The 25068-nt window shown below is 60.7% G+C and carries 19 protein-coding genes and 1 tRNA gene; 6 read left to right on the plus strand and 14 right to left on the minus strand.

Annotation, left to right across the window (positions count from 1 at the left end):
• Window position 1 precedes the first annotated feature (1 nt).
• Both KGA81_RS07890 and KGA81_RS07895 read left to right on the plus strand, forming a co-directional pair.
• Entirely contained in the window at window positions 2-1321 is a 1320-nt protein-coding gene (locus KGA81_RS07890; protein WP_223545316.1) for an OprD family porin, read from the plus strand.
• 361 nt (window positions 1322-1682) lie between these two features.
• Complete coding sequence (locus KGA81_RS07895) at window positions 1683-1928, plus strand: type II toxin-antitoxin system ParD family antitoxin (protein ID WP_223545318.1); 246 nt, start codon at window positions 1683-1685, stop codon at window positions 1926-1928.
• Between the two features lie 57 nt (window positions 1929-1985).
• Here the strand turns inward: KGA81_RS07895 and KGA81_RS07900 are convergent.
• The 7 genes from KGA81_RS07900 to fdnG form a co-directional block, all read right to left on the minus strand.
• Window positions 1986-2081, minus strand: a tRNA-Sec gene (locus tag KGA81_RS07900).
• Between the two features lie 20 nt (window positions 2082-2101).
• Window positions 2102-4009: a selenocysteine-specific translation elongation factor gene (selB, locus tag KGA81_RS07905; RefSeq protein WP_223545431.1), complete on the minus strand. Its 1908-nt coding sequence runs from the start codon at window positions 4007-4009 to the stop codon at window positions 2102-2104.
• The gene (selA, locus tag KGA81_RS07910) at window positions 4006-5436 is read right to left on the minus strand and encodes an L-seryl-tRNA(Sec) selenium transferase (protein ID WP_223545319.1); all 1431 of its coding nucleotides are present in this window, start codon (window positions 5434-5436) and stop codon (window positions 4006-4008) included. Before selA ends, selB begins: the two co-directional genes overlap by 4 nt.
• Before the next feature lie 51 nt (window positions 5437-5487).
• On the minus strand, window positions 5488-6414 hold the full coding sequence (fdhE, locus tag KGA81_RS07915; protein WP_223545321.1) for a formate dehydrogenase accessory protein FdhE: 927 nt from the start codon (window positions 6412-6414) through the stop codon (window positions 5488-5490).
• 3 nt (window positions 6415-6417) lie between these two features.
• Window positions 6418-7083 (minus strand): formate dehydrogenase subunit gamma, encoded by a 666-nt coding sequence (locus KGA81_RS07920; RefSeq protein WP_223545322.1) that lies wholly within the window; start codon window positions 7081-7083, stop codon window positions 6418-6420.
• Window positions 7080-8015, minus strand: a complete 936-nt coding sequence (gene fdxH / locus KGA81_RS07925; protein WP_223545323.1) for a formate dehydrogenase subunit beta — start codon at window positions 8013-8015, stop codon at window positions 7080-7082. Before fdxH ends, KGA81_RS07920 begins: the two co-directional genes overlap by 4 nt.
• Window positions 8016-11081, minus strand: a complete 3066-nt coding sequence (fdnG, locus tag KGA81_RS07930; RefSeq protein ID WP_223545324.1) for a formate dehydrogenase-N subunit alpha — start codon at window positions 11079-11081, stop codon at window positions 8016-8018.
• Between the two features lie 309 nt (window positions 11082-11390).
• Here fdnG and KGA81_RS07935 point away from each other — a divergent pair, with 309 nt between their 5' ends.
• Window positions 11391-12545, plus strand: a complete 1155-nt coding sequence (locus tag KGA81_RS07935; RefSeq protein ID WP_223545325.1) for a MalY/PatB family protein — start codon at window positions 11391-11393, stop codon at window positions 12543-12545.
• Window positions 12546-12606: 61 nt separating this feature from the next.
• On the opposite strand, the gene KGA81_RS07940 is transcribed toward KGA81_RS07935, so the two are convergent.
• The gene (locus KGA81_RS07940; protein ID WP_223545326.1) at window positions 12607-14955 is read right to left on the minus strand and encodes an ATP-dependent DNA helicase; all 2349 of its coding nucleotides are present in this window, start codon (window positions 14953-14955) and stop codon (window positions 12607-12609) included.
• A complete protein-coding gene (locus tag KGA81_RS07945) occupies window positions 14952-16619 on the minus strand; it encodes a VRR-NUC domain-containing protein (RefSeq protein ID WP_223545327.1) in 1668 nt (555 codons plus the stop codon). The genes KGA81_RS07940 and KGA81_RS07945 overlap by 4 nt, the downstream gene beginning before the upstream one ends.
• 194 nt (window positions 16620-16813) lie before the next feature.
• On the opposite strand from KGA81_RS07945, the gene KGA81_RS07950 reads away from it, so the two are divergent.
• Both KGA81_RS07950 and KGA81_RS07955 read left to right on the plus strand, forming a co-directional pair.
• Window positions 16814-17041: a YgdI/YgdR family lipoprotein gene (locus tag KGA81_RS07950; protein WP_223545328.1), complete on the plus strand. Its 228-nt coding sequence runs from the start codon at window positions 16814-16816 to the stop codon at window positions 17039-17041.
• A gap of 137 nt (window positions 17042-17178) precedes the next feature.
• Entirely contained in the window at window positions 17179-17856 is a 678-nt protein-coding gene (locus KGA81_RS07955) for an MliC family protein (protein WP_223545329.1), read from the plus strand.
• Window positions 17857-17901: 45 nt separating this feature from the next.
• Here the strand turns inward: KGA81_RS07955 and KGA81_RS07960 are convergent, their stop codons facing one another.
• The 4 genes from KGA81_RS07960 to KGA81_RS07975 all read right to left on the minus strand — a co-directional run bounded on the left by KGA81_RS07960 (window position 17902) and on the right by KGA81_RS07975 (window position 21719).
• Window positions 17902-18987: a polyamine ABC transporter substrate-binding protein gene (locus tag KGA81_RS07960; RefSeq protein ID WP_223545331.1), complete on the minus strand. Its 1086-nt coding sequence runs from the start codon at window positions 18985-18987 to the stop codon at window positions 17902-17904.
• A gap of 71 nt (window positions 18988-19058) precedes the next feature.
• Window positions 19059-19400, minus strand: a complete 342-nt coding sequence (locus KGA81_RS07965) for a cupin domain-containing protein (protein ID WP_223545332.1) — start codon at window positions 19398-19400, stop codon at window positions 19059-19061.
• 46 nt (window positions 19401-19446) lie between these two features.
• Window positions 19447-20853 (minus strand): NAD(P)/FAD-dependent oxidoreductase, encoded by a 1407-nt coding sequence (locus tag KGA81_RS07970; protein ID WP_223545333.1) that lies wholly within the window; start codon window positions 20851-20853, stop codon window positions 19447-19449.
• Between the two features lie 50 nt (window positions 20854-20903).
• On the minus strand, window positions 20904-21719 hold the full coding sequence (locus KGA81_RS07975; RefSeq protein WP_223545334.1) for a helix-turn-helix transcriptional regulator: 816 nt from the start codon (window positions 21717-21719) through the stop codon (window positions 20904-20906).
• A 263-nt stretch (window positions 21720-21982) separates the two neighbouring features.
• Here KGA81_RS07975 and KGA81_RS07980 point away from each other — a divergent pair, with 263 nt between their 5' ends.
• The gene (locus KGA81_RS07980; protein ID WP_223545335.1) at window positions 21983-22255 is read left to right on the plus strand and encodes a DUF1652 domain-containing protein; all 273 of its coding nucleotides are present in this window, start codon (window positions 21983-21985) and stop codon (window positions 22253-22255) included.
• Between the two features lie 164 nt (window positions 22256-22419).
• Here the strand turns inward: KGA81_RS07980 and KGA81_RS07985 are convergent, their stop codons facing one another.
• Window positions 22420-24894, minus strand: coding sequence for a UvrD-helicase domain-containing protein (locus KGA81_RS07985; RefSeq protein ID WP_223545336.1), 2475 nt, complete (start codon window positions 24892-24894; stop codon window positions 22420-22422).
• Window positions 24895-25068: the final 174 nt, after the last annotated feature.

Raw genomic sequence — 25068 nt, forward strand, 5'->3', positions numbered from 1 at the left:
GATGACCCTCTTCCCGCAAGACTTCAGGGTGACGATTGCGCTGTGCTTCTGCCTGTTCGCTACCCACTCACTGGCCGATGAACCGGCGCAAGGCGCAGAAGGATTTTTCGACGGAGCGACGCTTGGCGTACTCAGCCGAAACTTTTATCTGAACAGCGACTATCGATCCCCCTCGCCAACCGGCAAGAACTACAAAGCCGAATGGGCTCAAGGTTTTATTGGCGCTTTTACATCCGGATTCACACCGGGAACCGTCGGCTTCGGCCTCGATGCCCATGCCTTTCTGGGATTGAAGCTCGATGGCGGCAAGGGCCATTCCGGGACCGGATTACTGCCGGTGGACAGTGACGGCCGCAGCGCAAGCGATTACTCCAGCGGCGGCGGCGCGATCAAGCTCAAGGCCTCGAACACCACCCTGGCGTTTGGTGAAATGGAGGTCGAAAGCCCGGTGTTCGACACCGCGGACAAACGCCTGCAACCGGAGTACGCCACCGGTTTTCTGCTCGACAGCCGCGAAATCGAAGGAATGAACCTGCAGGCCGGCCGCTTCACGGCGTTCAAGAATCAGGACAGTGCGTCAGGCAAGGGCAACTTTTTCGGTTATGGTGCCAACACCGAGGCCGGCGGCATTTCGTTTGTCGGCGCCGACCTGTTTACCCAAAGCCCGGTTGGCGGCGCCCTGTACGCCTCGGAGCTGACCGACACCTGGCATCAGTACTACGGCAATCTGCACTTCAAGCAGTCCGAAGTGTTCCTCGACGCCAACCTCTATCACACCCGGGACACCGGTCAGGCGCTGGCCGGTGCCATCGACAATACGGCGTACAGCCTGTCCGGCCGATACACGCTGGGCGCCCATGGTTTCACCCTGGCCTATCAGAAGATCAACGGTGATACGCCGTTCGATTTTGTCGGTGGCGACTCTATCTACCTGGCTAACTCGATCAAGTACGCCGACTTCAACGGCGCCCGCGAACGCTCCTGGCAGGTTCGCTACGACCTGGACCTGGCCACCTTCGGGGTACCCGGCCTGAAGTTCATGACCCGTTACGTCACCGGCGACCAGATCGACGGCACCCATGCGCCACAAGGCGGGGCCTACAACCCGTTCGACCCGGCGACCGGCACCTTCGTGCCGCAACAGGGTGATGGGGGTAAACACTGGGAGCGCGACATTGATTTGAAGTACATCGTTCAAACGGGTGCGGCGAAGGACTTGTCGCTGCAGGTGTCGCATGTTTCGCACCGGGCCAACCAGGCGCAGGCAGGTGATGACATAGACCGGATATATGTAGTGATTCAGTACCCGCTGGGGTTCTGAGCAAAGCATTCGGCAATGTCTGGAATGCATTCAATTGTTGGAGCGGGCTTGCCGTATTGCCAGTCAGTTAAGCCGAGACACTGAACCCGTAGCGAGGGAGCTTGTCGGATCGCCGCACCGTCCCGCCGGGCAGCGAAGCGGCCCCAACAAATGGGCCTGCTGCGCAGTCCAGCGGGAGCAAGCTCCCTCGCCACAGGTTAATCAGCGCTCGTCGATCCCTTGACTGACTGGCATTAGGGCTTGCCGCAAAGCTGCAAATTCTGTTCGGACTGGATGGATCGCAATAGAGCTCGCCTGCTCGATACCGCACCAATAGTATGATTGGTAGCACGCAGTCGACCATCTCCATGGAGGCCCGATCATGGGAACCGTACGAAAAACCATCACTGTGACTGACCAGCAAGACAACGGGATCAAAGCGCAGATAGAAGCGGGCCATTACACCAACGACAGCGAATATATTCGCGATCTGATCCGTCTTGAACAGGAGTGCAGCGCTGAACTCGAAACGATCCGTGCCGCTCTTCGGGAAGGTGAATCCAGCGGAAAACCTCGCCCATTCGATCCCGTTGCATTCAAACAGAGAATGTTAACCGCGCATGGCTGACGCGAGCAGGCTCGCTCCCACAAGGGATTGGGTTGAGTCAGAAGGATTGGGGTTGATTGGCGGAAGGCAGCCGGAGTCGAACCTGCCCGGGAACGGATGCCGTCCCCAACCGGGTTTGAAGCCCGGCCGCGCCACCGGGCGCGATTGCCTTCCTTGAAGTCTTGCCCCCTGAATCAGTGCTCTGTGTGCCGGGCCAACGCACTGTCCGGGCGAATCTGTCGTCGATCGCCAAAGCGCCGGGTCAGGCCGATACGGTCGAAGTACTCCAGTATCTGAATGCTGCGCTTGCGTCCCAGACCCACCGCATCCCGAAATACTGCCACTTGAATCACCGGATTGGCGTCGGCCAGTTGCAACAGCATAGCCGCCAATCGACGAATCATGCTGTCGGTATAGAACAGATCGCGCACCACCTGGTGCATCAAGCCCAGGCGCGCCATTTTGCGCAGCAAGTCGCGCACGGCCGCTTCCCCATGCCCCAGGTCGCGCACCCACGGCGGGTCGAAACCGGCCTGTTCGAACAGCGGCTGCAAGTGTCGCCACAGGGTTTCGTCCGTTTCGCTCAAGCGCACCTGATGCCCGGGCAGATGCAACCACGGGCCGCTGCTGGCGATGTCGCCGCTGGCCAGCAACTGATCGAGCAGGCTGATAAATGTCGCGCGTTCCAGAGTGCTGCCGGCGAATCGGCGCAAGCGATCGCGGTCCGGCCCCATTTGATCCGCATCGAGCTGATGAAAGCGTGCGAGGTGCTCCAGTACCGCCACCTTCAAGGCTTCCCAACGATCGGCACTGAACAGCAACGCGCCTTGACGGGTGTCGATCCAGCGCACGTCAGCGGGCAACACCCAACTGCTGCGCGGTCGGTTGAACTGCCGTTCCAGGCGCTGCGGATCGAGCCCGGTGTCGCTGTGGGCCAGCAACGCCGGTAGAACGTCCTCCAGTTTCGTGCTGTTGGCCAATGCATGCAGCTGCACCAGCCGTTCGGGACTGCGGCGTTGCCGGGTGGGGCCAAACGGGTCGAGCACCCGGCCACCGCCAAGGGTGCGTTGGGCACTCTGATCGCGCAGGATCAGCGGATCGCCTTTCACCGCATGCACCGGTGCATTGAGCAGCAATTGGGCCAACATCCGCTCACCCGGCGCCAGGCTGGTGCCTTCGAGCAAGGCGACTCGACCGGTGACGTCCTGGGTGCCGAGGTGCACGTGCACCGCCTGAAAGTGCTCGAAAGCGCGGGATTCGCCGGGGAGCAACTGCATGTCGATGTCCAGGCGCTGTGTCGGTGCGTACAAGCCGGCGGCCAGTAACCAGTGGCCGCGATGGATGTGCTCCAGGGCCAGCCGCTCGGCACTCAGGTTCAACGCCACGCGCTGGCCGGCAAACGCCTGGTCGGTGGCCTGGTTTTGCGCGTGCAGACCCCGAATGCGCACCGGTTTGCCTTGGGGCCCCAGCAGCAAGGTATCGCCTACCGCAACCTGGCCGGACAGCGCCGTACCGGTCACCACGATACCGGCCCCGGCCACGCTGAAGGCCCGATCGATCGCCAGGCGAAAACCGCCTTCGGTGCTGCGTTGCGACACTTCACGCTGGGCATCGAGCAACGCCTGGCGCAAGGTGTCGATGCCATCAAAGGTCACGCTCGACAGCGCCATCAGCGGCGCACCGGCATACGGACCGGGCGCCAGCAATGCGCTCACCTGCTCGCGAACAGCCTGCACCCGGGCACCATCGACCCGGTCGCACTTAGTTATGGCCACCAGCGCCCGGGGAATGCCCAGCAACTCGACAATCGCCAGATGCTCGCGGGTCTGTGGCATCACGCCGTCATCGGCGGCCACTACCAGCAACACCAGATCGATGCCCTGCGCCCCGGCCAACATGTTGTGGGTGAAGCGTTCATGGCCGGGAACGTCGATGAAACCGGTCAACTGCGCATTCGGCTCCAGCACAGCATACAGGTAGCCAAGGTCGATGGTCATACCGCGCTCACGCTCTTCCCGGCGCCGGTCACCCGCCTGACCGGTCAGCGCCTGGAGCAGCGCAGTTTTGCCATGGTCGATGTGCCCTGCGGTGCCGACAATCACCCTTTCCGGCCCTCCACGTGTAATTGATCGAGTTGCGCCAGCCATGCCGGCTCGTCGTCCAGTTGCCGCAGGTCCAGCCACAGGGCGTCATCGTCAATGCGCCCGAGAACCGCAATCGGTAAAGCGCGCAAAGCCTGCTCAAGATTGAGCAAAGATCGCCCGCGCAAACGCTTGGAGGTGAGTGGTCGCACACACAGCGCCGCGCTGGCCAGCCGTGCCACCGGCTGGCTGCCGCTGCCGATCATGCCCAGTGCCGGCATGGCACTGACGCTCCAGCCCGCACCCAGCACCTGGGCCAGCGCTGGCCGCAATCGCTCGGCCTGGGCGAGGATATCGGCCTGTGGCCGGGTCAGCAGGCGCAGGATCGGCAAGCGCTCGGCCAGTCGGTCCGGGTTGCGGTACAAACCCAGCACCGCTTCCAGGGCCGCCAGGGTCATTTTGTCGACCCGCAGCGCACGCTTGAGCGGGTTATTCTTGATCCTGGCGATCAATTCCTTGCGGCCGACGATCAGCCCGGCTTGCGGCCCGCCAAGCAGTTTGTCGCCACTGAAGGTAACGATGTCCGCGCCATCGAGCAGTGCCTGGCGAACCGTCGGTTCGGCGGGCAAGCCCCAGCGGGTCAGGTCCAGCAGGCTGCCGCTGCCGAGGTCTTCAAGCAGCGGCAGTCCATGTTGGTGGGCAATTTGTGCCAGTTCAGCCGTCGCCACACGTGTGGTGAAGCCTTGAATGCTGTAGTTGCTCGCATGCACGCGCAGGATCAAACCGCTACGCGGGCCAATGGCGGTCTCGTAGTCGCGGGCATGGGTGCGGTTGGTGGTGCCGACCTCAACCAGCTTTACCCCGGCGCGGGCCATAATATCGGGGATGCGAAAGGCGCCACCGATTTCAATCAGTTCGCCCCGGGAAATAATCCCTTCCTTGCGCGCGCCCAGGCTGTTGAGGGTCAGCAAGACCGCTGCGGCATTGTTGTTGACCACGGTCACCGCTTCAGCACCGCTCAGTTCTCGGATCAAGCCTTCGATCAGGTCGTCGCGGTCACCGCGCTTGCCGCTGCGCAGGTCAAATTCCAGGTTCAGCGGATAGCGCGCGGCCATTTGCACCGCCTCAATCGCCTCTTCGGGCAACAACGCCCGCCCGAGGTTGGTGTGCAGCACCGTACCGGTGAGGTTGAACACCCGGCGCACCTGGCTGCGATGCTGGGTTGCCAATCGTTCGCCGCCCCTGCCCGCCAACACTTCGGCGCTGACTTCTGCAGGTTCGAGCAAACCCTGCTGCACCCCTTCGCGCAACTCATCCAGCAAAAGCCGCAAGGTACTCAGCAAGGCGTCGCGCCCATAACGCTCGGCCAACGGCAGGCACGCCGGGTGCCGCAACAAGCTGTCGATGGAAGGTAGACGCAGGGGTTGGCTGGCACCGCGTGCAGACATCTGGCGCTCCTGAAAACGAAAGTCCCTCGCGCCAGAGTGTAGACGGTGCGCTTATTCGTCTCCCGGAGCCAGCAGCAGATTCGGGGCCAGACGCTGATAACCGTCCTGGGTCAGGCGCATGTCGAGCATCAGGCTGGACAGGTCTGCCGACAGCGCTTCGGCATCCGCATCGTTCTCCAGATAGAGCAACTTCAGATAGCTGTTGCAACCGGGGCAGACTTCGGCACGCAACGGTGCCTGGTTGGCGGCATGGCGGTCATCTTCAAGGCTGAGGTATTCCAGGCCCTTGCTCTGCTCGCAATAAACGCACTTGACCCGCACCACATGCCACTCGCAGGCGCACAGCGAACAGACCAGATAACGCAAGCTATTGTGCTTGCCACGATGGCGAATGACCCCGGCCATGGCCGGCGAGCCACAGGCCGGGCACAGGCTGAGGCTGTCACCGGGGGTCAGTTGCAGATTGGGCGTGCTCAACAGCCAGTGGCTCCAGGCCGTTTGCAACGCCGCACCGAGAAACGGCACCAGTGCTGCCGGCACCAGCGAATACTGGCCGCTGATCAACGCCACCGCCCAAGCACGGCGCTGCCCGGCACCGGCCAGGCGCAAGGTTTGCACGGCATCGGCCACGGCGGGTTGCCCTGGTGCGCTATAGCGCTGCAGCAAAGCATCGAGGTAAAGCTGCCAATCGTCTTCGCGCGCCAGGCTGTCGGCCGCGAACGGCGGCAAGCCGTGTTGCTGGCACAACTCGATGCGTTGTCGGTCGAGAGGTTCGCTCAGCGGTGGGTCGTCCAGCACCTGTTGCTGCACCCGGCACAATCCGGCAATCAGGCGTAGGTAATCGGCCAGCGGGTGCCCTTCGGCCAGCGTTTCCAGGCGCAGGGCACGCAGGCTGAACAGGTTATGCGGTGGCATGTACAGAAACGGCGGCGAACTGGCCGCCGCTTCTATTTCTCCAGGCTCAAGGATGGTTGGCAAATGTCAGCCCTTTTTAGTGATCGGTCGCTTGGGTGCTGCGTCGCGGGTCTCATCTTGAGTTACTTGGCGGTACCAGAGTTCGTGGTGCCTCTTCGCCCAGGCGCGGCTGACCCAGCCGTGCAACATGGCGCTTACCGAGCCCTTGATCCAGATCCCGGCATAGATGTGCACGATGATGCTCAGGATCAGCACGAAAGCGGCCAGCGCATGCAGCAAACTCGCCCAGCGGATAAGCGTGATGCCGAAGTAATCGCTGAAATACGCGCGCCAGATCACCAGGCCACTGAACAGCAACACCAGCATGCACAGCAGTAAAGTCCAGAACAGCAACTTCTGCCCGGGGTTGTACTTGCCAATGGGCGGAACGCCCTCCTCTACATTCTTGATCACCCGGCCGATGCGCTTGAGCCACAGGCGATCGTTGGCGATGAAATAGTTGGCGCGCCAGAAACGCAGCACCAGGCCGAGGAACAGCAAAAACATCAGCACGCCCATGAACGGATGCAGAATGCGCGTCCACGGACCGCCGCCGAACAGGTTGCTCAGCCAGAACAGGGCCGGGTGGAACAGCGCCAGCCCGGACAACCCGGCCATGAAGAACAGAATCGCCACCAGCCAGTGATTGGTGCGCTGGTTGCTCGTATAGCGCAGGATGGTCTTGTCGCTCATGGCTTACCCTCCCCACGGGGATCGAAGGTATGCACCGCCGGGTCGACTTCGTGCACCGAGGTATCCGGCGGGCTCGGGTGTTCATCCTCTTCGACCACTTGCGGGCCGACCCGCACGTAGTGGAAGAACCCGGCCAGCACCGCCGCGCCCATGGCCAGCAGCGCCAACGGTTTGCTCACGCCTTTCCACAGGTTGACCAAGGGACTGATGACCGGATCGGCCGGCAAACCAGCGTACAGTTTCGGCGTATCGGCGTGGTGCAGTACGTACATCACATGGGTGCCGCCGACGCCCGCGGGGTCATACAGGCCGGCGTTTTCAAAGCCACGGCTCTTGAGATCAACGATACGCTCGGCGGCGTGTTCCTTCATGTCGTCCTTGGAGCCGAACACAATGGCGCCGGTCGGGCAGGTTTTCACGCAGGCCGGTTCCAGCCCTACCGCCACCCGGTCCGAACACAACGTACATTTGTAGGCCTTGTGATCCTTCTGCGAGATCCGTGGAATGTTGAACGGGCATCCGGTGATGCAGTAGCCGCAGCCAATGCAGTGGTCCTGATCGAAATCGACGATGCCGTTGGCGTGCTTGATGATTGCCCCCGGGCTGGGGCATGCCGCCAGGCAACCGGGCTCGGCGCAATGCATGCAGCCGTCCTTGCGGATCAGCCATTCCAGGTTGCCGGCGTCGGTCTCGTGCTCGGTGAAGCGCATCAAGGTCCAGGTTTCTGCGGTGAGGTCCTGCGGGTTGCCGTAGGTGCCATGGTTGTGACCGACCTCGTCACGCAACTCGTTCCATTCCGAGCAGGCGACCTGGCAGGCCTTGCAGCCGATGCATTTGGTGGTATCGATCAGCTTGGCGACTTCCTCCACGCCGCGTATCGACGGCGCGGGGGTGGTGGTGGCCGAGCGGGCAATGATGTCTTGGCTGGCCATTTAGACTTTCTCCACGTTGACCAGGAATGACTTGGATTCCGGGGTCTGGGTGTTGCCATCGCCGAGGAACGGCACCAGGGTGTTGGTCAGGTAGCCGTGACGGGTGGCGCCGGTGAAACCCCAGTGCAAAGGGATACCGATCTGGTGAACGACCTGATTGTTGACCTGCAGCGGACGAATTCGCTTGGTCACCACCGCCACCGCTTCGATATGCCCGCGCTTGGAGCTGACCCGAACCCGGTCGCCCGCAGCAATGCCCTTTTCCTTGGCCAGCACCTCGCCGATTTCGACGAATTGTTCGGGTTGGGTAATGGCGTTGATCGGGCAATGCTTGGTCCAGAAGTGGAAGTGTTCGGTCAGCCGATAGCTGGTCGCCGCATACGGGAAGTCCTTGGCCTGCCCGAGGCTGTCCCAGACTGAATCGAAGATCCGCCCGGCCGGGTTGCTGGTCGCCTGCTTGTTGTTGGGGTGCATCGGGTTGATACCGATGGGCGTCTCGAACGGCTCATAGTGTTCCGGGAACGGCCCTTCGTTCATCTTGTCGAGGGCGAAGAAACGCGCCACGCCTTCGGGGTTCATGATGAATGGGTTGATGCCCGCTTCCGGTGCGGCGTCGACTTTGTAGTCGGGCACGTCGGTGCCGGTCCAGACCTTGCCGTTCCACCACACCAGCCGCTTGTTCGCGTCCCATGGTTTGCCTTTCGGGTCGCACGAGGCGCGGTTATAGAGGATCCGTCGATTGGCCGGCCAGGCCCAGGCCCAGCCGAGGTTCTGCTTCATCCCGAACGGGTCGCTGTTGTCACGCCGGGCCATGTTGTTGCCCTGCTCGGTCCAGCTGCCGCAGAAAATCCAGCAACCGGATGCCGTGCTGCCATCGTCCTTGAGCTGGCCGAAGCCGGACAACTGCTGACCGGCCTTGACCACCGCGCCCGAGGCGTCGGTGACATCGGCGACGGCGTAGCCGTTGAATTCCCGGGCCAGTTCTTCTGGCGTCGGGTCATCCGGTATTTTGTACGGCCAGTCGAGCTTGAGGATCGGCTCGGCCCAGGCACCGCCGTTGGCCTGGTAACGCTTGCGCAGGCGCAGGAACAGCTCGGCCATGATTTTCACGTCGGTGCGCGCCAGCCCCGGGCCATCGGCACCCTTCCAGTGCCATTGCAACCAGCGGCCGCTGTTGACCAGCGAACCGTTTTCTTCAGCGAAGCAGGTGGTGGGCAGGCGGATGACCTCGGTCTGGATGTTCGCCGTTTCCACGTCGTTGTAAGGCCCGACGTTGCGCCAGAACTCCGAGGTTTCGGTCGCCAACGGGTCCATCACCACCAGCCACTTGAGTTTGGCCAGCGCCTTCATCACCCGGTTTTTGTCCGGCAAGGCGGCGATCGGGTTGAAGCCCTGGCACATGTAGCCATTGACCTCGCCCTTGCTCATCATGTCGAACATTTTCAGGATGTCGTAGCCGGGAATGTCCAGCTTGGGCAGCCAGTCGTAGCCCCAGTTATTCTCGGCGGTGGCATTAGCGCCGTACCAGGCTTTCATCAGGCTGACGTGGAACTTGCCGTAGTTCTGCCAGTAGGACATCTGTCCGGGACGCAACGGCTTGAGTGCACGTTTGGCAATGTAGGCGTTGTAATCCTGTTCGGCTTCGGCCGGCAGGGTCAGGTAACCAGGCAACAGGTTGGACAGCAAGCCCAGGTCGGTCAGGCCCTGAATATTGGAGTGCCCGCGCAAGGCGTTGACGCCCCCGCCCGGCATGCCGACGTTGCCCAGCAGCAATTGCACCATGGCCGCGCTACGGATCATCTGCGAACCGGTCGAGTGCTGGGTCCAGCCCAACGCGTAGAGAATCGTCATGGTTTTGCCCGGTTGCGAGCAGGTGGCGATCTCTTCCCAGATTTTCTGCATTGCGTCCACGGGCATGCCGCAGACCTGACTGGACAGCTCCAGGGTGTAGCGGCTGTAATGTTGCTTCATCAATTGGTAGACGCAGCGAGGGTCTTGCAAGGTCGGGTCGACTTTGGCGAAGCCGTCCTCGCCGATTTCATAGTCCCAACCGGACTTGTCGGTGTAGCTGCGCTTGCTCGCGTCGTAACCGCTGAACAATCCGTCCTCGAAACCGTAGCTGGCCTTGACGATGAACGACACGTCCGTATAGGCCCGCACGTACTCGTGCTGGATCTTGTCTTCGGTCAGCAGGTAATTGATCAGCCCGCCCATGAAGGCAATGTCGGTCCCGGTGCGGATCGGTGCGTAATAGTCGGCCACCGAAGCGGTCCGGGTAAAACGCGGGTCGACCACAATCAGCCGCGCCTTGTTGTGGGCTTTGGCTTCGGTGACCCATTTGAAACCACAAGGGTGCGCTTCGGCGGCATTGCCACCCATCACCAGAACCAGATTCGCGTTGGCGATATCGGTCCAGTGGTTGGTCATGGCACCACGGCCATACGTCGGGGCAAGACTTGCCACCGTCGGACCGTGTCAGACACGCGCCTGGTTATCGAACCCCAGTATGCCGAGACTGCGAATCACCTTGTGGGTGATGTAACCGGCTTCATTGGACGACGCCGACGCCGCGAGAAAACCGGTGCTCAACCAGCGGTTCACCGTTTGCCCCTTGGCGTTCTTCTCGATGAAGTTGGCGTCGCGGTCGGCCTTCATCAAGTCGGCGATGCGATCGAGCGCTTCATCCCAGGAGATTCGCGTCCACTCCGTGGTGCCGGGCTTGCGTACCTGCGGGTACTGGAGACGACTGGGGCTGTGAATGAAGTCCAGCAGGCCCGCGCCTTTGGGGCAAAGGGTGCCGCGGTTGACCGGGTGGTCGGCGTCACCTTCGATGTGGATGATGTTTTGCGCGACATTCTTCGCGTCATCGCCCTGGCTGTACATGATCAGCCCGCAACCGACCGAGCAATACGGGCAGGTGTTGCGGGTTTCATGGGTGTGGGCGAGCTTGAAGTGACGCACCTGTTCGGCAAAGGCTGTCGTCGGGGCCATGCCCAACGCGCCCAGGCTAGAGCCTGCAAGGCCGATACCGGCGACCTTGAAGAACTGACGACGGCTGAGATCCATCGTGCACTCCTGATCAGGTGGAACCCGGTATATGGCCGGGTTTTTTTTGAACAACCACGGTAGTGGCAGTCTGACTGCCGACACTACAAACTGTAGTCAATACTGTCGAAATCACCATGACAGCCGACCGTCGGGCGTTTGTCGTTCCGGGCACAAAACCTAATGTAGGAGCTAGCTTGCTCGCGAAGGGGCCATCAAGGTCAACATTAATGGTGACTGACCCGCCGCCTTCGCGAGCAAGCTCGCTCCTACAGGGGATTGGCGCTTATCATGGCTGGCATGATTAACCGGCCTTTACGAGATTTGCGCATGACTTTCGATTTTGATCAGGTGTTCGACCGTCACGACACCGGCAGTACCAAATGGAGCCGCTACCCGGCCGACGTGCTGCCGATGTGGGTCGCCGACATGGATTTTGCCGCGCCGCCGGTGATCATCCAGGCCCTGCAAAAACGCCTGGAACACCCGATGGTCGGTTACAGCGTGGCCCGGGATGACCTGCGCGAGGCGATCGTCGCCGACCTCTGGAACAAGTACGCCTGGCGCGTCGAGCCCCAGGAGCTGATCTTCCTGCCGGGCGTCGAGTCCGGCTTCAACATGGCGCTGAAGGCCCTGGTACAGGCGCCACAGAACGTCGTTGTGCAGGTGCCGAACTACCCGCCGCTGCGCCACGCCCCCGGGCATTGGGGGCTGAACAAGGTCGAGCTGAATTTCGATGCGCAAGCCGATGGCACCTACACCACGCCGCTGGATACCTTGAGCCAGTCGTTGCAGGGCGGCGGCGCCTTGCTGCTGAGCAACCCGCATAATCCGCTGGGCAAGGCCTTCCCCCGCGCCGAGCTGCAAGCCATTGCCGACATTTGCCTTGAGCATGATGCCTGGATCATTTCCGACGAGATCCACGCCGAGTTGTGCTACGACGGGCGCCAGCACATTCCGATCGCCACATTGAGCGCCCAAGTGGCCCAGCGCACCATCACGCTGATGTCGGCGAGCAAGGCCTACAACATCGCAGGTCTGAAGACCTCGTTCATGATCATCCAGGACCGTCACCTGCGCGAGAAGGTCAACCACGCTCGTTGCGGCATGGTCGACAGCGTCAATCCGCTGGGCATGGAAGCCACCCGCGCCGCCTACGCCGAAGCCGCGCCATGGCTGGCCGAACTGAAGGTCTACCTGCAGGGCAACCGCGACTTTCTCGCCGAGGCCGTGCGCACCCGCTTGCCGGGCATCACCATGAACCTGCCGCAAAGCACTTATCTGGCGTGGCTCGACTGCACGGCTCTGGGGCTGGATAACCCGCAACAGTTCTTCCTAGAACAAGCCAAAGTTGGCTTGAGCGCCGGGCTGGACTTCGGCGATGACTGCAAGCAGTTCGTGCGCCTGAACTTCGGCTGCCCACGGTCGCTGCTGGAAGAAGGCATTGCGCGGATGGAGCGCAGCTTGCGCAACCTCAAGGCCTGATACCTCCCTCAGCAACAACGAAGATCCCTGTGGGAGCGAGCTTGCTCGCGATGGCGTAGTGTCAGGCGACATCATTTCTGACTGACAGGACGCCATCGCGAGCAAGCTCGCTCCCACAGGGTGACAACCCGATGCTGTGATGCGCCGAATAATTGCCTGCTATGTCCCACCACCTCGGCAGCAATTGCCTGACCTTGCTCTGGCCAAAACGGTCGTCGATCAACATCACCACCCCTCGATCCTGCTGGGTGCGGATCACCCGTCCAGCGGCCTGTACCACTTTCTGTACGCCGGGAAACAGATAGGTGTAGTCGTAACCGGCACCAAAAATGGCGGCCATGCGCCGTTTCAGTTGCTCGTTCACCGGATTGAGCTGCGCCAATCCCAAGGTGGCGATAAATGCGCCGATCAACCTCGCACCGGGCAAATCGATGCCTTCACCAAAGGCCCCGCCCAGCACTGCGAAGCCGACTCCCTGGCCGTCGGCGTGGAACTGATCGAGAAACTGCTGACGTTGCGCTTCGCCCATGCCTCGGGACTGCGACCACAGACTGATGTGCGGATGCTTCTCGGCGAGTAACTGCGCCACTTGCTGCAAATAATCGAAGCTGCTGAAAAACGCCAGGTAATTGCCGGGGCGAGCGCTGAACTGTCTGGCGATCAAGTCCGCGATCGGTTCGAGGGAGGACTGGCGATGCACGAACCGCGTGGAGATCCGGTCGACGATGTGAACTTGCAGTTGATCGGCGTGAAACGGCGACTCGACGTCGATGCACACCGTGTCCGCCGGTGTTCCCAGTAAATCGGCGTAATAGTGCCGGGGGCTGAGGGTCGCGGAAAACAGTACCGTGCTGCGCGCGGCGGTCAGGCGCGGGCGGATGAACCCGGCGGGGACCACATTGCGCAGGCACAACTGCGAGAGGTTGCGCTGGCGCTCCAGGTCACGCTTGCTGATATCGAACAGGAACTGCTCATCGAACAGTTCGGCCACCCGGCAAAAACTCAGCATGTCGAAGTAAAAACCCTGCAGTGCACTGTCCAGCCCTTGAGGGTGATCGTTCAGGTAATCACCGATGCTGGCGCTGCAAGACGACAGTGCCTGAAGGAGCTTTTGCGGCGCCTTGTCATAGGCCTGATAAGCACCGGTTTGCGCGCCATGCAGGGCGTTCCACTCGCGATTGACCCGCTGCATCGGCTTCTTCAGCACTTCGGGTGCGGATTTGCGCACGCTGTTGAAGGTCCCTTGATCGAGGCTGGCGCTGTACATCTGCCGGCCGCGTTCCACCAGGTTATGGGCTTCGTCGACCAGCACCGCGACTTTCCAGTTGTTGGCCTGGGCCAGACCGAACAACAAGGCGCTGAAGTCGAAGTAATAGTTGTAGTCGGCAACCACCACGTCGGCCCAGCGCGCCATCTCCTGGCTCAGGTAATACGGACAGACATCGTGGGCCAGGGCGACCTCGCGCAAGGCGCTCTGGTCCAGCAGGCGCGGTTGAATCGCCGCCTGCCGCGCGGCGGGCAGGCGATCGTAGAAACCCCGGGCCAATGGGCACGACTCACCGTGGCAGGCTTTGTCCGGGTGTTCGCAGGCCTTGTCCCGGGCGATCATCTCCAGCACCCGCAATGGCGGTGCACCGGCGCTGGCAAGCATCACTTGCGCGGCGTCCAGGGCCAGCTTGCGTCCCGGGGTTTTCGCCGTGAGGAAGAACACTTTGTCCAGTTGCTGCGGCGCCAGCGCCTTGAGCATGGGGAACAAGGTGCCCAGGGTTTTGCCGATTCCGGTGGGTGCCTGGGCCAGCAAGCAGCGCCCCGTGCTGACTGCCTTGAACACCGACTCGGCCAGATGGCGTTGCCCCGGCCGAAAGTCGGCGTGGGGAAACGCCAGACGCTGCGCCGCCAGATTGCGCCCGTCACGATGGGCGACTTCCTGTTCGGCCCATTGCAGGAAACGCGCGCACTGCTGTTCGAAGAACTGTTGCAGCTGCGCCGCCTCGAAGGGCTCGACCAGACAGGTTTCCTTTTCGCTGACGATGTCGAAATACACCAGCGCCAGGTTGATCCCGGGCATATCCAGTTTGCGACACATCAACCAGCCGTAGATTTTCGCCTGGGCCCAATGCAACTGACGGTGGTTGGCCGGTTGCTTGCTCAAATCGCCGCGGTAGGTCTTGACCTCTTCCAGGCAGTTTTGCCCGGGGTCGTAGCCGTCCGCCCTGCCCTTGACCGTCAAGGTTCGATACTGGCCCTCAAGGGCGACTTCGCTTTGGTAACCCTCGCTGCGCCGCGAGGCCACGGTGCGGTGCCCGGCGATGCCCTCCAGCGCAGTCGGTGACGGTGTGAAGCGCAGATCGAGGTCGCCGGCCTTGGCGGTGAACTCGCACAGCGCCCGCACCGCAATGCTGTAGCTCAAGCGCCCTGCTCCGCCCATTGCACGTAGCACACGGCAATCGGCATCTGGTGTTCGTGGCAGAACTCCAGCCAGCGCAATTGATTGTCTTGCAGGCGATCGCCCGGGCCTTTGACTTCGATCATGCGGTAGGTCTTTTGCTGCGGCCAGAACTGGATCAGGTCGGGCATGCCGGCGCGATTGGCCTTGATGTCCAGCAACAAACGGTTGAACCAGTGCCTGAGGTGCTCGGCCGGGAGGCAATCCAGCGCTTGCTCCAGCAGTTCTTCGCTGAGCACGCTCCAGAACACGAAAGGCGACTGCACGCCCCACTTGGCGGCATAACGCTCGCGGATGGTCTGCCGGTAGCGGCCGTCGTCGAGTTCGGCCAGGCATGCCTGAAACAGTTCGGCCCGACGGCCATGGAAGTCTTCGCTGAGCAAATCCATAGGCCCGCGCTGGAACGGGTGAAAAAACGCGCCCGGCAAAGGCGCAAAAATCGCCGGCCAGCACAACAGGCCGAACAGGGAATTGATCAGGCTGTTTTCGACGTAGTGCACCGGCGCCGAATCCTCAGCCAGATGCGCCTGAACATGAAACTCCACCGACACTGCAGGATCGACTCTGGGTAGTTGCAGATCCAGACGCTGCATTTCCCGAGGCGCTGCGCGCTTGATGGGCGGCCCGCCGAGCTTGCGCCGCAGGCGTGGCAGCACACGGAGCAGCTGTTGTTGTTCGGCGGCGCTCTGCGGCGCCTGTTCGGCCTGTACGGCCAGCTCCAGCGCCAACTCGAACTCGCCACTGCGTTCCAGCACGCGAATCAGCCGCGAACGCGCGCCCGGATAGGCACATTCGCGGTAGAGGTTCAGGGCCATGGCGAAATCCGCGATGCGTTCGCAATACTGCCCCATCTGGAACAGCAGCTTGCCGCGCCGGCGTTGCAACCATGGGTTGTCCAGCACCAGCCCCTTGATGCGTTCGACTACCTCTTCCAGCGCTTCACCGGCCTCGAATTGTCGCTGGTACGCGTGCAGGAGGACGCAGGCATCCACGTCTTCGCGGCTGCGCAAGCCGCGGGACTCGGCACAGAACTCGACTTTTTCGTAGGTATAAATGCCCAGGTCGGCCAACACAAATTCCGACCAGTCCTGGTACAGGTTGCCGAAGAACATCAGGCGCAGGCGATCGCACAACGCCATGATAGTCAGGCTGAACAGGCGCTCATCCAGCCACGGACACCAGTCGTTGAAGCTCTGCGCCTGGGGAAATTGCTCGCTCAGCGTGGGCAACCAGTCGTTTTTCCTGCCTTTGGGTTGATCGATGGCAGCGGCAAAGGTCTGGAGGATTTCGGCCTTGAGCAGCACCTCGAACAGCTCGTCGATGGCGATGGGCATTTGCCCGTCGACCCAACCCAGTTCAAGCAGCGGGCCGGCGGCTATGCCGATATCGCCGATTTCGTCGTAATGCAGCTTGCTCGCCCTGAAATGAACGCCTTTGCGCATCACCATTCTGACCAGCAGTGCCTGGGATTCACGGGGTAACCCCTTGAACGCTTGAATGAAATGCTGCTCCTCGACGTTCAACACATCGCCAGAGCGCTGCTCAAGCCAATCAAGCACTTGCATGAAGTTGTTCAGGTAATAGAACGGATCGTCGAGGGGATTTGCAGTCACAGGGAAATGGGCCATGGCGAGCGAATACTGGTTATGCGTACAGATACCAGTTCCACCCTGCCCGGTGCAATCGGAAAAGGATAAATGGCGTTGTACGGAATTTTTCCCGGGCAGTAGAACTTTCTACCCCCCGGCGGCACCAACCGCCATAGAGGTGCAGTGACAGCCATCGAACCGATGGCGCTGCTTCAGAATCTATGGAGGTGATCATGGACATCAAGACTTTGGGCATGCCCTTGGCGGTAGCGGCCCTGCTGACGCTGGCCGGTTGCTCGACGCCAACGGTGGTGACGCTGCAGAACGGCACCCAGTACCTGACCAAAGACATGCCGAAAACCAAAACCCGGGACGGTTTCTTCGAGTTTGAGGACATTTCAGGCAAGAAGGTGAAAGTCAGGTCAGACGAAGTGGCGACGATTCGCAAAGAAGAAGACTGACGTTTCTCCTGGCACGATGTGGCAGGTTTCGGGCACTGCTTTACACTCGATAGACCCCGTGCGACCGAATGACTGTGCAACACTTCGACACAGGCGTTGCAATACGGGCATCACGCAAAGACTCAGGTGACGCCGAAATGAAAATGGTCATGCCACTTCTTGCCTCTGTGCTCGCCGTCAGCGCGTGCGTGACGGCGAGCCTGTGTGACGCCGCCACAAAGGCAAAACCAAAACCAAAACCCTTGCCAACGTACAAAACCAGTTTCGATTGCGCCGCGTCCCAGGCATCCGCCGAAAATCTTATCTGTCACGATGCTCAACTGGCGAGCATGGATCGGGAACTCAATCGTCTGTATCTGCTGGCGCTCACCGACGAACATTCAGTGCCGCGCCCGAATAAAGTCGAGATCGATCACAGGTTTTGGTTAGAGTCCCGTAACCAGTGTGGTGCCGGGCCGCAAGCCAGGGCGTGTATCGTGCGAAGTTATGCCGAGCGTGCGTTCCAATTGCGTCAGGGTTCGGCCATAGCGAGAACCAAGGACCCAAGCAGGCTCACCGAAGGCCCCTTGGCTTATCGTTGCGCAGGGTTCAACGCATTGATTGCCGCGACCTTCTTTACGGTCGAACCGGGCGTGGTGTTCCTGAAATGGGCCAACTCCTCGGTTACGCTGAACCAGGTGCCGAATAGTTACGGAACCCAGTACACGGGCAAGGATTACAAAGGCAACTACAGCTTCTGGCAAATCGGCGATGACGTGTTTTTGCAGCTACCCGACTCAGGAAAGATGAGTTGCGCAGCCGAGCCGGTCGGCTGATGACGATGGCATCGGGACGTCCTGTCCCGATGACTGCTCACCACTTCAACTGCCGGTGCGAATCTTGTTCCACACTCGGGTACGCACCCGATCGATATTCAGCGGCATGGCCTCCAGCGCAAACAGCTTGCCCATCATTTCAGGACTTGGGTAAACCTTGGTGTCGTTCTTGATCGCCGGGTCGATCAGGCTGTCGGCCGTCTCGTTGCCATTGGCGTAATGCACGTAGTTGCTGACGCTGGCCATGACGTCCGGGCGCAGCAGGTAGTCCATGAAGGCGTAACCGGCCTTTTCGTCCGGAGCGTCCGCCGGCATGGCCACCATGTCGAACCAGATCGCGGCGCCTTCCTTGGGGATCGAATAGCCGATGTCGATGCCGTTGCCGGCTTCCCTGGCGCGGTTTTCCGCTTGCAGGATGTCGCCGGAGAAACCGACCGCGACGCAGATATCGCCGTTGGCCAGGTCGCTGGTGTACTTGGACGAGTGGAAATAGCTCACATACGGCCGCACTTTCAACAGCAGGGCTTCGGCCTTTTTGTAGTCTTGCGGGTCCTTGCTGTGGGGCGGCAGCCCGAGGTAGTTCAATGCGGCCGGCAGCAGTTCGGGGCCGTTGTCGAGGATGGCCACGCCGCACTTCTGCAGTTTCTGCATGTTCTCGGGCTTGAAGATCAGGTCCCAGGAATCCACCGGGGCGTTGTCGCCCAGTACCGCTTTGACCTTGGCGATGTTGTAGCCGATGCCGGTGCTGCCCCACAGGTACGGGAAGCCGTGCTCATTGCCCGGGTCGTTGGTCTGCAAGGCCTTGAGCAATACCGGGTTGAGGTTTTTCCAGTTCGGCAACTGACGCTTGTCGAGCTTCTTCAGCGCACCGCCTTCAATCTGCCGGGCCATGAAGTGGTTGGACGGGAACACCACGTCGTAGCCGGATTTGCCGGTCATCAGCTTGCCATCGAGGGTTTCGTTGCTGTCGTAGACGTCGTAGGTGAAACCGATGCCGGTTTCTTTCTGGAAGTTTTTTGTGGTGTCCGGCGCGATGTAATCCGACCAGTTATAGATTTTGACGGTATCGGCCGCCTGGCTGATCGATGCCACGAGCATCAGCGGAGCCAAGGTCAGTGTCTTTCGGATCATGAGTCGATTCCTGGTGAGGTTGTTTTTATTGGCAGGCAATCAAAAGATCAGCGTTCAAATTTCAAAAGCATTCAAAAAATCAGAACGTAGGTCTTGCGCACGGATTCCTGGATGTCCCAGATACCGAGGCTGTTGGCCGGCAACATCAACGCATCGCCGGCTTCGATGTGCAGCGGTTCACCACCGTCCGGGGTGAAGGTGCAACGGCCCTGAATGAAGTGACAGAATTCCTGGGCAACGATCTGCCGCCGCCAGCGCCCCGGGGTGCATTCCCATACGCCGGTCTCGACGCCGTCGTCGCGTTCGACACTGGTGGTCGAAGCCACGGCCACGGGCGTGCCCAGGGGCTCGGCGACCGGATTGGACGCTTCCAGTTTCAGGGTTGCGGTGTTCTTGAATTGCGTGATGCTCATGGTAATACCTGTCGAAGTAGCCTTTTGATGAAAAGCGTGCCGTTTTTCAGTGCATGAAACCTTCCATGAAACCGGCAACCCCGCTGGCCAGCTTGCGCCGCCAGGGCGCGGTCGCCGGGTTGGCCAGGGTCTGGTCCTCGTGGACAAAGCTGCGGATGATTGCGTTGTAGCCGAGCCAGCGGATGGGTTCTGGCTCCCAGGCCCTGAGCGCCTCGAGGCCCTGCTGCGGGATGACCCACGGCTGGCGCACCAGATCGGTGTCGCGGCCCAGGATCAGGTCGGCCAGCGTCCGTCCGCCCAGGTTGCTGGCGCCGACACCCTCCCCGCCATAGCCACCAGACAAGGCAATGCCGTTAGCCTGGTCGCAGAGCATGTGCGGCTGGAAATGCCGGGACATACCCAGGTTGCCGCCCCAGGAATGAGTGATCTGTACGTTCTTCAGCTGCGGGAATAGCTCGCCGAACAGGTAGCGCCGCAGGTCTTTTTCATCCGTGGTCAGGTCGAAGTCGTGGCGCAATTTGCCCGCGAACTGATAGCCGCCACGGGCGCCAAAGATCAATCGGTTGTCAGCAGTGCGCTGGCCGTAGGTGACTTGGCGACTGGCCTCGCTGAACGCCTGGCCGCGGCTCAGGCCGATTTCGTCCCAGGTGGCCGCCGACAATGGCTCGGTCGCGACGATCAGGCTCTGCACCGGCATCTGATAACGCCCCAGTGGCGGCAAGGTGACGGAGTAGCCTTCTACCGCCGGCACCACCCAGCGACTGCGCACCGACGCTTTCGCCGTGCGCAGGCTGCCGGACTGCCAATGGGTGACCGGGCTGCTTTCATAGATTTTGACCCCCAGGCGCTCTACCGCCCGGGCCAGCCCTCGGACCAGCCTGGCCGGGTGAATGGTCGCCACGTGCGGCGCGAAGATTGCGCCGTAGGGTTTGGCGACGCGGATCTGTTGCGCCAGTTGTTCCGGGCTCAGCCAGCGATAGTGGCTGTCGTTGAGGCCTTGGCGGTGGAGATCGTCCAGATAGTGGCGAAGGCTGGTCTCCTGCTCCGGATAGCGCGCAGCGCAGTACAGCACCCCGCCTTTACGGTAATCGCAGTCGATTCCCTCTCGTTCGAGGACAATCTCCACTTCATCCGGTATGTGATGCAACAAATCGTAGGAGGCACGTCGCTCTTCGGCCGGCAGGTCTGCCAGCAGGCGATCTTCACCCAGCAAGTTGCCCATCAGCCAGCCGCCATTGCGTCCCGACGCGCCGAAACCCGCGGTCTGCGCTTCGACAATCGCGATGCTCAGGTCCGGTTTGTGCTGCTTGAGGTAGTACGCGGTCCAGAGACCGGTGTAGCCCGCGCCGATGATCGCCACGTCCACATCCAGGTCCCGCTCCAGCGCCGGCCGCGGCAATAGAGGCTCGTCGAGCTGGTCCATCCACAAACTGATAGTGCGCCACGCCGGCATGCAAGACTCCGCCACTCAAACTTCGATGGCGTCGATCCTAGTGCGTGGGCTCAGGGGTTGTCTTGCGCGCGTGCACGCAAAGAAATCTGTTTGATGTAGGCCTTGGGTGACTGGCCGGTGCGCTGGCGGAAACAGCTGTAGAACGCCGACAGCGAATTGAACCCGGCAGCGAAGGCCAGTTCATCGATACGCAGCGGTGGCGTGGCGGCATCCAGCGCCGCGAGCAAATGTTGCAGGCGCGCCTGGTTGACGTAGCGGTAGAAGCTCTGCCCCAGCACCTGGTTCAACAAGTAGGAAATCTGATTGCGGCTGTACCCGCACTCCTTCGCCACCCGTTGCAGATCGAGCTCCGGGTCCAGATAAGGTTGCTGGCGCTGAAAATATTGTTGCAGATCATCGGCCATGAAACTCAATTGGCGTGGCGACAGGCCGAGCCTGCTGACCGCCGGGCGCTGGTTGCCGGACGTTTTGCTTGCGGGTAGCTCATGCACCAATGAAGCGTATTCGTTGACCCGCCAGATCAGCCCGTCCTTGACGGTAATCGCTTCGCTGGCGCGGAACGACACCAGCCCTTCACCGCCGCGCAAGGTGATGCGGTATTGAATGAACGCCGTGTTGCCGTCCAGTCGTATGCGATCGGAATGCTCCAGCGCTTCATCCGGATCCCGGGGCATGCTGTTGCGCACGTATTCGCGCAATTGGGCCAGGCCCATGACCCGGTTCTGGAAAAAGTCGTTGTACTGGACTTCAGGGTGATAGAGCGCCATGACGCCGTCCAGGTCCCGGTGCTTCCAGCGCAAGTGATAGCGCATGACCGTCTCGCCCGTGGCCTGGGTTTGCAGCGGGCCATCATCATCGACGTGCATTGAACATCTCGACGGGAAAACCCCGAGCTTGCCCAACTTGCGCTTTGTCTTCAACGACTAAACGGATGATGGCTTCTGGCCGCGAATGCGAACGCGCGTGACTGAATCAAAAAAATGGCGGCAATCGCCAAATGGCCTGAAAAATCCACATTCATTTCACATCCGGATGCTACTTTTAAACATTGTCACTGGTTGAACCAATGAAGGTTCTTCCCTCCTACCATGAGCTAAAGGAAGCGCTCGATAATGAAGGCGGGTAACACATGAATAGAGGGTTCAGTAAGGTCACGTTTCCAAACGCCTGCCAGCTGATGCGCTGGCATTTTCATCCCATGGGTTTCGAGGCGAGCATGGACGCCCCAGGCAGTATGATTGCCCGACTTTTTGATCGTGCCACTGGCGAGACCATGATCGCCATTGCTGGTATTCCGTGCGCCACCGTCATGAATGCCGCGGATGTAGAACTCATAATCGAAGCGGTGGAGGACGAACTTGAAGCCTTCATCCCACCGCAGGCCCTCAGGAGTTATGCCTGACGGCTCGGTTATTAAAAGGCCCACGTTGAGTGGGCTTTTTCTGTAGGGGCGAGCTCGCTCGCGATGGTCGTTAACGATAACGCGTATTACAGGTTAAACGCGGCGCTCTTGAGTCCATCGTCGGAACGCCGCCCGGAGCAAGCTCGCTCCTACAGAGTGCCGATTCAGACGCTGGTTTTGCTTCCACGATGATCGACAAAAAACGCCTTGCCCTTGCCGATCCGGTCAGATGCCTTGGGCATGTTCGCGGCCTGGGTGTCTTGGGCATCGACGTACCAGTAGCAATGGCTGACGGCGCGGGTAATACCCACGTAGGCCAGCCGCAGGATCTCGTCCTTCTGGGCGTTGTCGTAGGGTTCGCTGTCACCGGCCTTGCCCAGGCCCGCCATCCGGTACACCTGATTCTTGTAAGGCGAACAGGTCAGGTGTTGACAGTCGCCCAGCAGGAACACCGCATCGGCCTGGAGGCCCTTGGCACTGTGATAGGTCAGTTGCTTGAGTCTGCGAGCCTCATGCGGCAAGCTCGAATCAACATTAACTACAGACTGAATATGCTCTTGTATCAATGACTTATCGCTACTTTTTCGATAAAGCATCAAGATCGAATCACCCTTTCGATAATGCTCCATCAGGCGCTGGGCCATGCCCGGGTCATCACGATCGAGTACGTTCACGGGCAGCAATGCCTTGGGTTCTCCGCTGGCCTTGGCTTTCTTCCCGGCAATCGCCGGTGCAGCGCGCACGATGTGCTCGGCGGCATCGATGATGTGCTGGTGGCTGCGGTAGTTGTCGCTGAGCATGACCCTGGTGGTGCTCGGCGACGGGAACTCCTTGTTGAACTCCATGAAATAGGTCGGCGAACTGCCGCGCCATCCATAGATGGATTGCCAGTCATCGCCTACACAGAGCAATGAAGAACGCTGGGCGCCACGTCCGACGTGCATGGCCGGTCCGCGACTGCGAATCTCTGCCAGGCTGGCCCTGATCCAGGAAACGATTTGCGGCGAGACATCCTGAAATTCGTCGATCATCAGGTGCGACAGCGGCCGCAGCAGTTCATCGCCAAGCAGTTTGAGGTTCTCCGGCGAATGCTCGCTGAACAGCGCAAACATCCGGTTGTAGATCATGATCGGCGGTTTCTGATCCAGCAAGTGATCTTCCAGCGCCCGCCAGTAAAGGCTCAAGGCCTCGAAGAAGAACCGGTCGGGATCGTCCTTGGCGAAACTCATCTGGCCGACGGCGCTCGGCACATCCAGGCCGAGGTTTTCGATGAATCCGGCGGCGGCGACAAAACAATCGAGCAACGGCGCGGAGGCGAGCTCGCCCTTGACCTTGTAATCGAAGCCCGGCCCGGCGCTGGCATCACCGGCAAGCGAGGCCAAAACACGCCTTGATGATTCGTAACTATCCAACCATATCAAAGGCTTACGACAGAAAGCTTGAAACAGGGTGCGCTTGACTGCCCACTCTGCGCGTACCGACAGCTTGGCGTTTGGTCGCGTGACCTGCGGGTTTTCCCGAGGGTCGAACCCCAGCACCACCCAGGCATCCAGGGACGGGATGTAGCCGTGGCTATGGAATGTCGAACCGTTGATATCGAACGACTGGCGATTCGGTTCGATCCCCTTGATCGGCCAGGCACCGGCGCGAAACCACAGGTCTTCAATGACGTCGCACAGTTCTTCATCGCGCTTGGCCGCCAGTTCGGTAACGCCCATGCGTTTCTGCACATCCGGGTGATCCCGCTCCAGCTCCTTGAGTTGCAAGGCATGCCGGGACAATGGCTTGATCAATTCACGAAAACGCTCATCGTCACGGTGCAGGCGGTGATAGCAGGCGTTGAGCTGTTGGCGTTGAGCGTCGTTGATCCGCAGATCGAACGGGTTGCTGTCAACCTCCTCGTCACCCTGTGCAGCCCGCAGGCTGAGGTTCTCGAAAGCCTGCAAACGCTCGAAACCCGGAAGACTGCGCACCATCGGCAGGATCCGCGAGTGAAAGGTGCGCACCAGATCCCGCGCCTCCTTGAAACTGATTGCGCGACCCCAGAGCGCAAACAGTTCGATCAGCTTGTTGATGAAGTCCTTGCGTGACTCCCGGGTGAAGGTCACCACCGTCATCGAACTCAGCTCGAAGCCCAGGTAATGACTCAGCAGCAGGATACGCAGCACCAGCGTGGTCGATTTGCCTGCACCGGCGCCCGCGATCACCGAGGTGGATGGCGTGTCGCTGAAGATCATTTTCCACTGGGCGGTGCTGGGTTGGGCATGGGCTGGCAACAACCGGGCGACATCCGCCTTCATGCGCTTCTTCAATTCGGCGCTCAACGGCAGGCGCCAATCGTCGAACAACAGGTCATCGACATTCGGTGGCCGGTGTTCGGTTGCGCGCGAGTCGCGGATCAGCAGGACCTGCCGACCCTCCTCCAGCCCTTCGAGCTTGCCCTCCTTGTAACCGTAATCGACCCCGGCGCTGTGGCCACTGCGAAAACCGTCAGCCTGGCCGTGCAACCACGACGCTCGGTGCTGGGCATGCAGGCGGGTCAGGCTGTAACCGAAGAATCGGGCGAGCAATCGCTTGATCAACGGCATCTCGGCCAAGGGGCGAAGTTCAGGAGGAAGATCGGGGGTGTGTTGCGGCACGCGGACTGACTCCAGGGTGTGAGGCTGTTGAGCGCTATGGTGTCTGCATTTGCCCTCGAGTTCTAGTCAATTGCTTATGACTCATTGGTTTATGCGATGAAGTGAAGGCTGGATGAGAAACTTTCGAGTTCGTTTTATATCGATGTATTCGATTGGAATGGCGCATTTTTTACG

It is taken from the genome of Pseudomonas sp. A-B-19, assembly GCF_019947515.1.
In the GTDB taxonomy this organism is placed as follows: domain Bacteria; phylum Pseudomonadota; class Gammaproteobacteria; order Pseudomonadales; family Pseudomonadaceae; genus Aquipseudomonas.

Excerpts from the sequence above, each read along its gene's own strand:
- KGA81_RS07890 (WP_223545316.1), top strand. The coding sequence starts at position 2 with ATGACCCTCTTCCCGCAAGACTTCAGGGTGACGATTGCGCTGTGCTTC.
- KGA81_RS07895 (WP_223545318.1), top strand. The coding sequence starts at position 1,683 with ATGGGAACCGTACGAAAAACCATCACTGTGACTGACCAGCAAGACAAC.
- selA (WP_223545319.1), bottom strand. The coding sequence starts at position 5,436 with ATGTCTGCACGCGGTGCCAGCCAACCCCTGCGTCTACCTTCCATCGAC.
- KGA81_RS07920 (WP_223545322.1), bottom strand. The coding sequence starts at position 7,083 with ATGAGCGACAAGACCATCCTGCGCTATACGAGCAACCAGCGCACCAAT.
- fdxH (WP_223545323.1), bottom strand. The coding sequence starts at position 8,015 with ATGGCCAGCCAAGACATCATTGCCCGCTCGGCCACCACCACCCCCGCG.
- KGA81_RS07935 (WP_223545325.1), top strand. The coding sequence starts at position 11,391 with ATGACTTTCGATTTTGATCAGGTGTTCGACCGTCACGACACCGGCAGT.
- KGA81_RS07945 (WP_223545327.1), bottom strand. The coding sequence starts at position 16,619 with ATGGCCCATTTCCCTGTGACTGCAAATCCCCTCGACGATCCGTTCTAT.
- KGA81_RS07950 (WP_223545328.1), top strand. The coding sequence starts at position 16,814 with ATGGACATCAAGACTTTGGGCATGCCCTTGGCGGTAGCGGCCCTGCTG.
- KGA81_RS07955 (WP_223545329.1), top strand. The coding sequence starts at position 17,179 with ATGAAAATGGTCATGCCACTTCTTGCCTCTGTGCTCGCCGTCAGCGCG.
- KGA81_RS07960 (WP_223545331.1), bottom strand. The coding sequence starts at position 18,987 with ATGATCCGAAAGACACTGACCTTGGCTCCGCTGATGCTCGTGGCATCG.
- KGA81_RS07965 (WP_223545332.1), bottom strand. The coding sequence starts at position 19,400 with ATGAGCATCACGCAATTCAAGAACACCGCAACCCTGAAACTGGAAGCG.
- KGA81_RS07970 (WP_223545333.1), bottom strand. The coding sequence starts at position 20,853 with ATGCCGGCGTGGCGCACTATCAGTTTGTGGATGGACCAGCTCGACGAG.
- KGA81_RS07975 (WP_223545334.1), bottom strand. The coding sequence starts at position 21,719 with ATGCACGTCGATGATGATGGCCCGCTGCAAACCCAGGCCACGGGCGAG.
- KGA81_RS07980 (WP_223545335.1), top strand. The coding sequence starts at position 21,983 with ATGAATAGAGGGTTCAGTAAGGTCACGTTTCCAAACGCCTGCCAGCTG.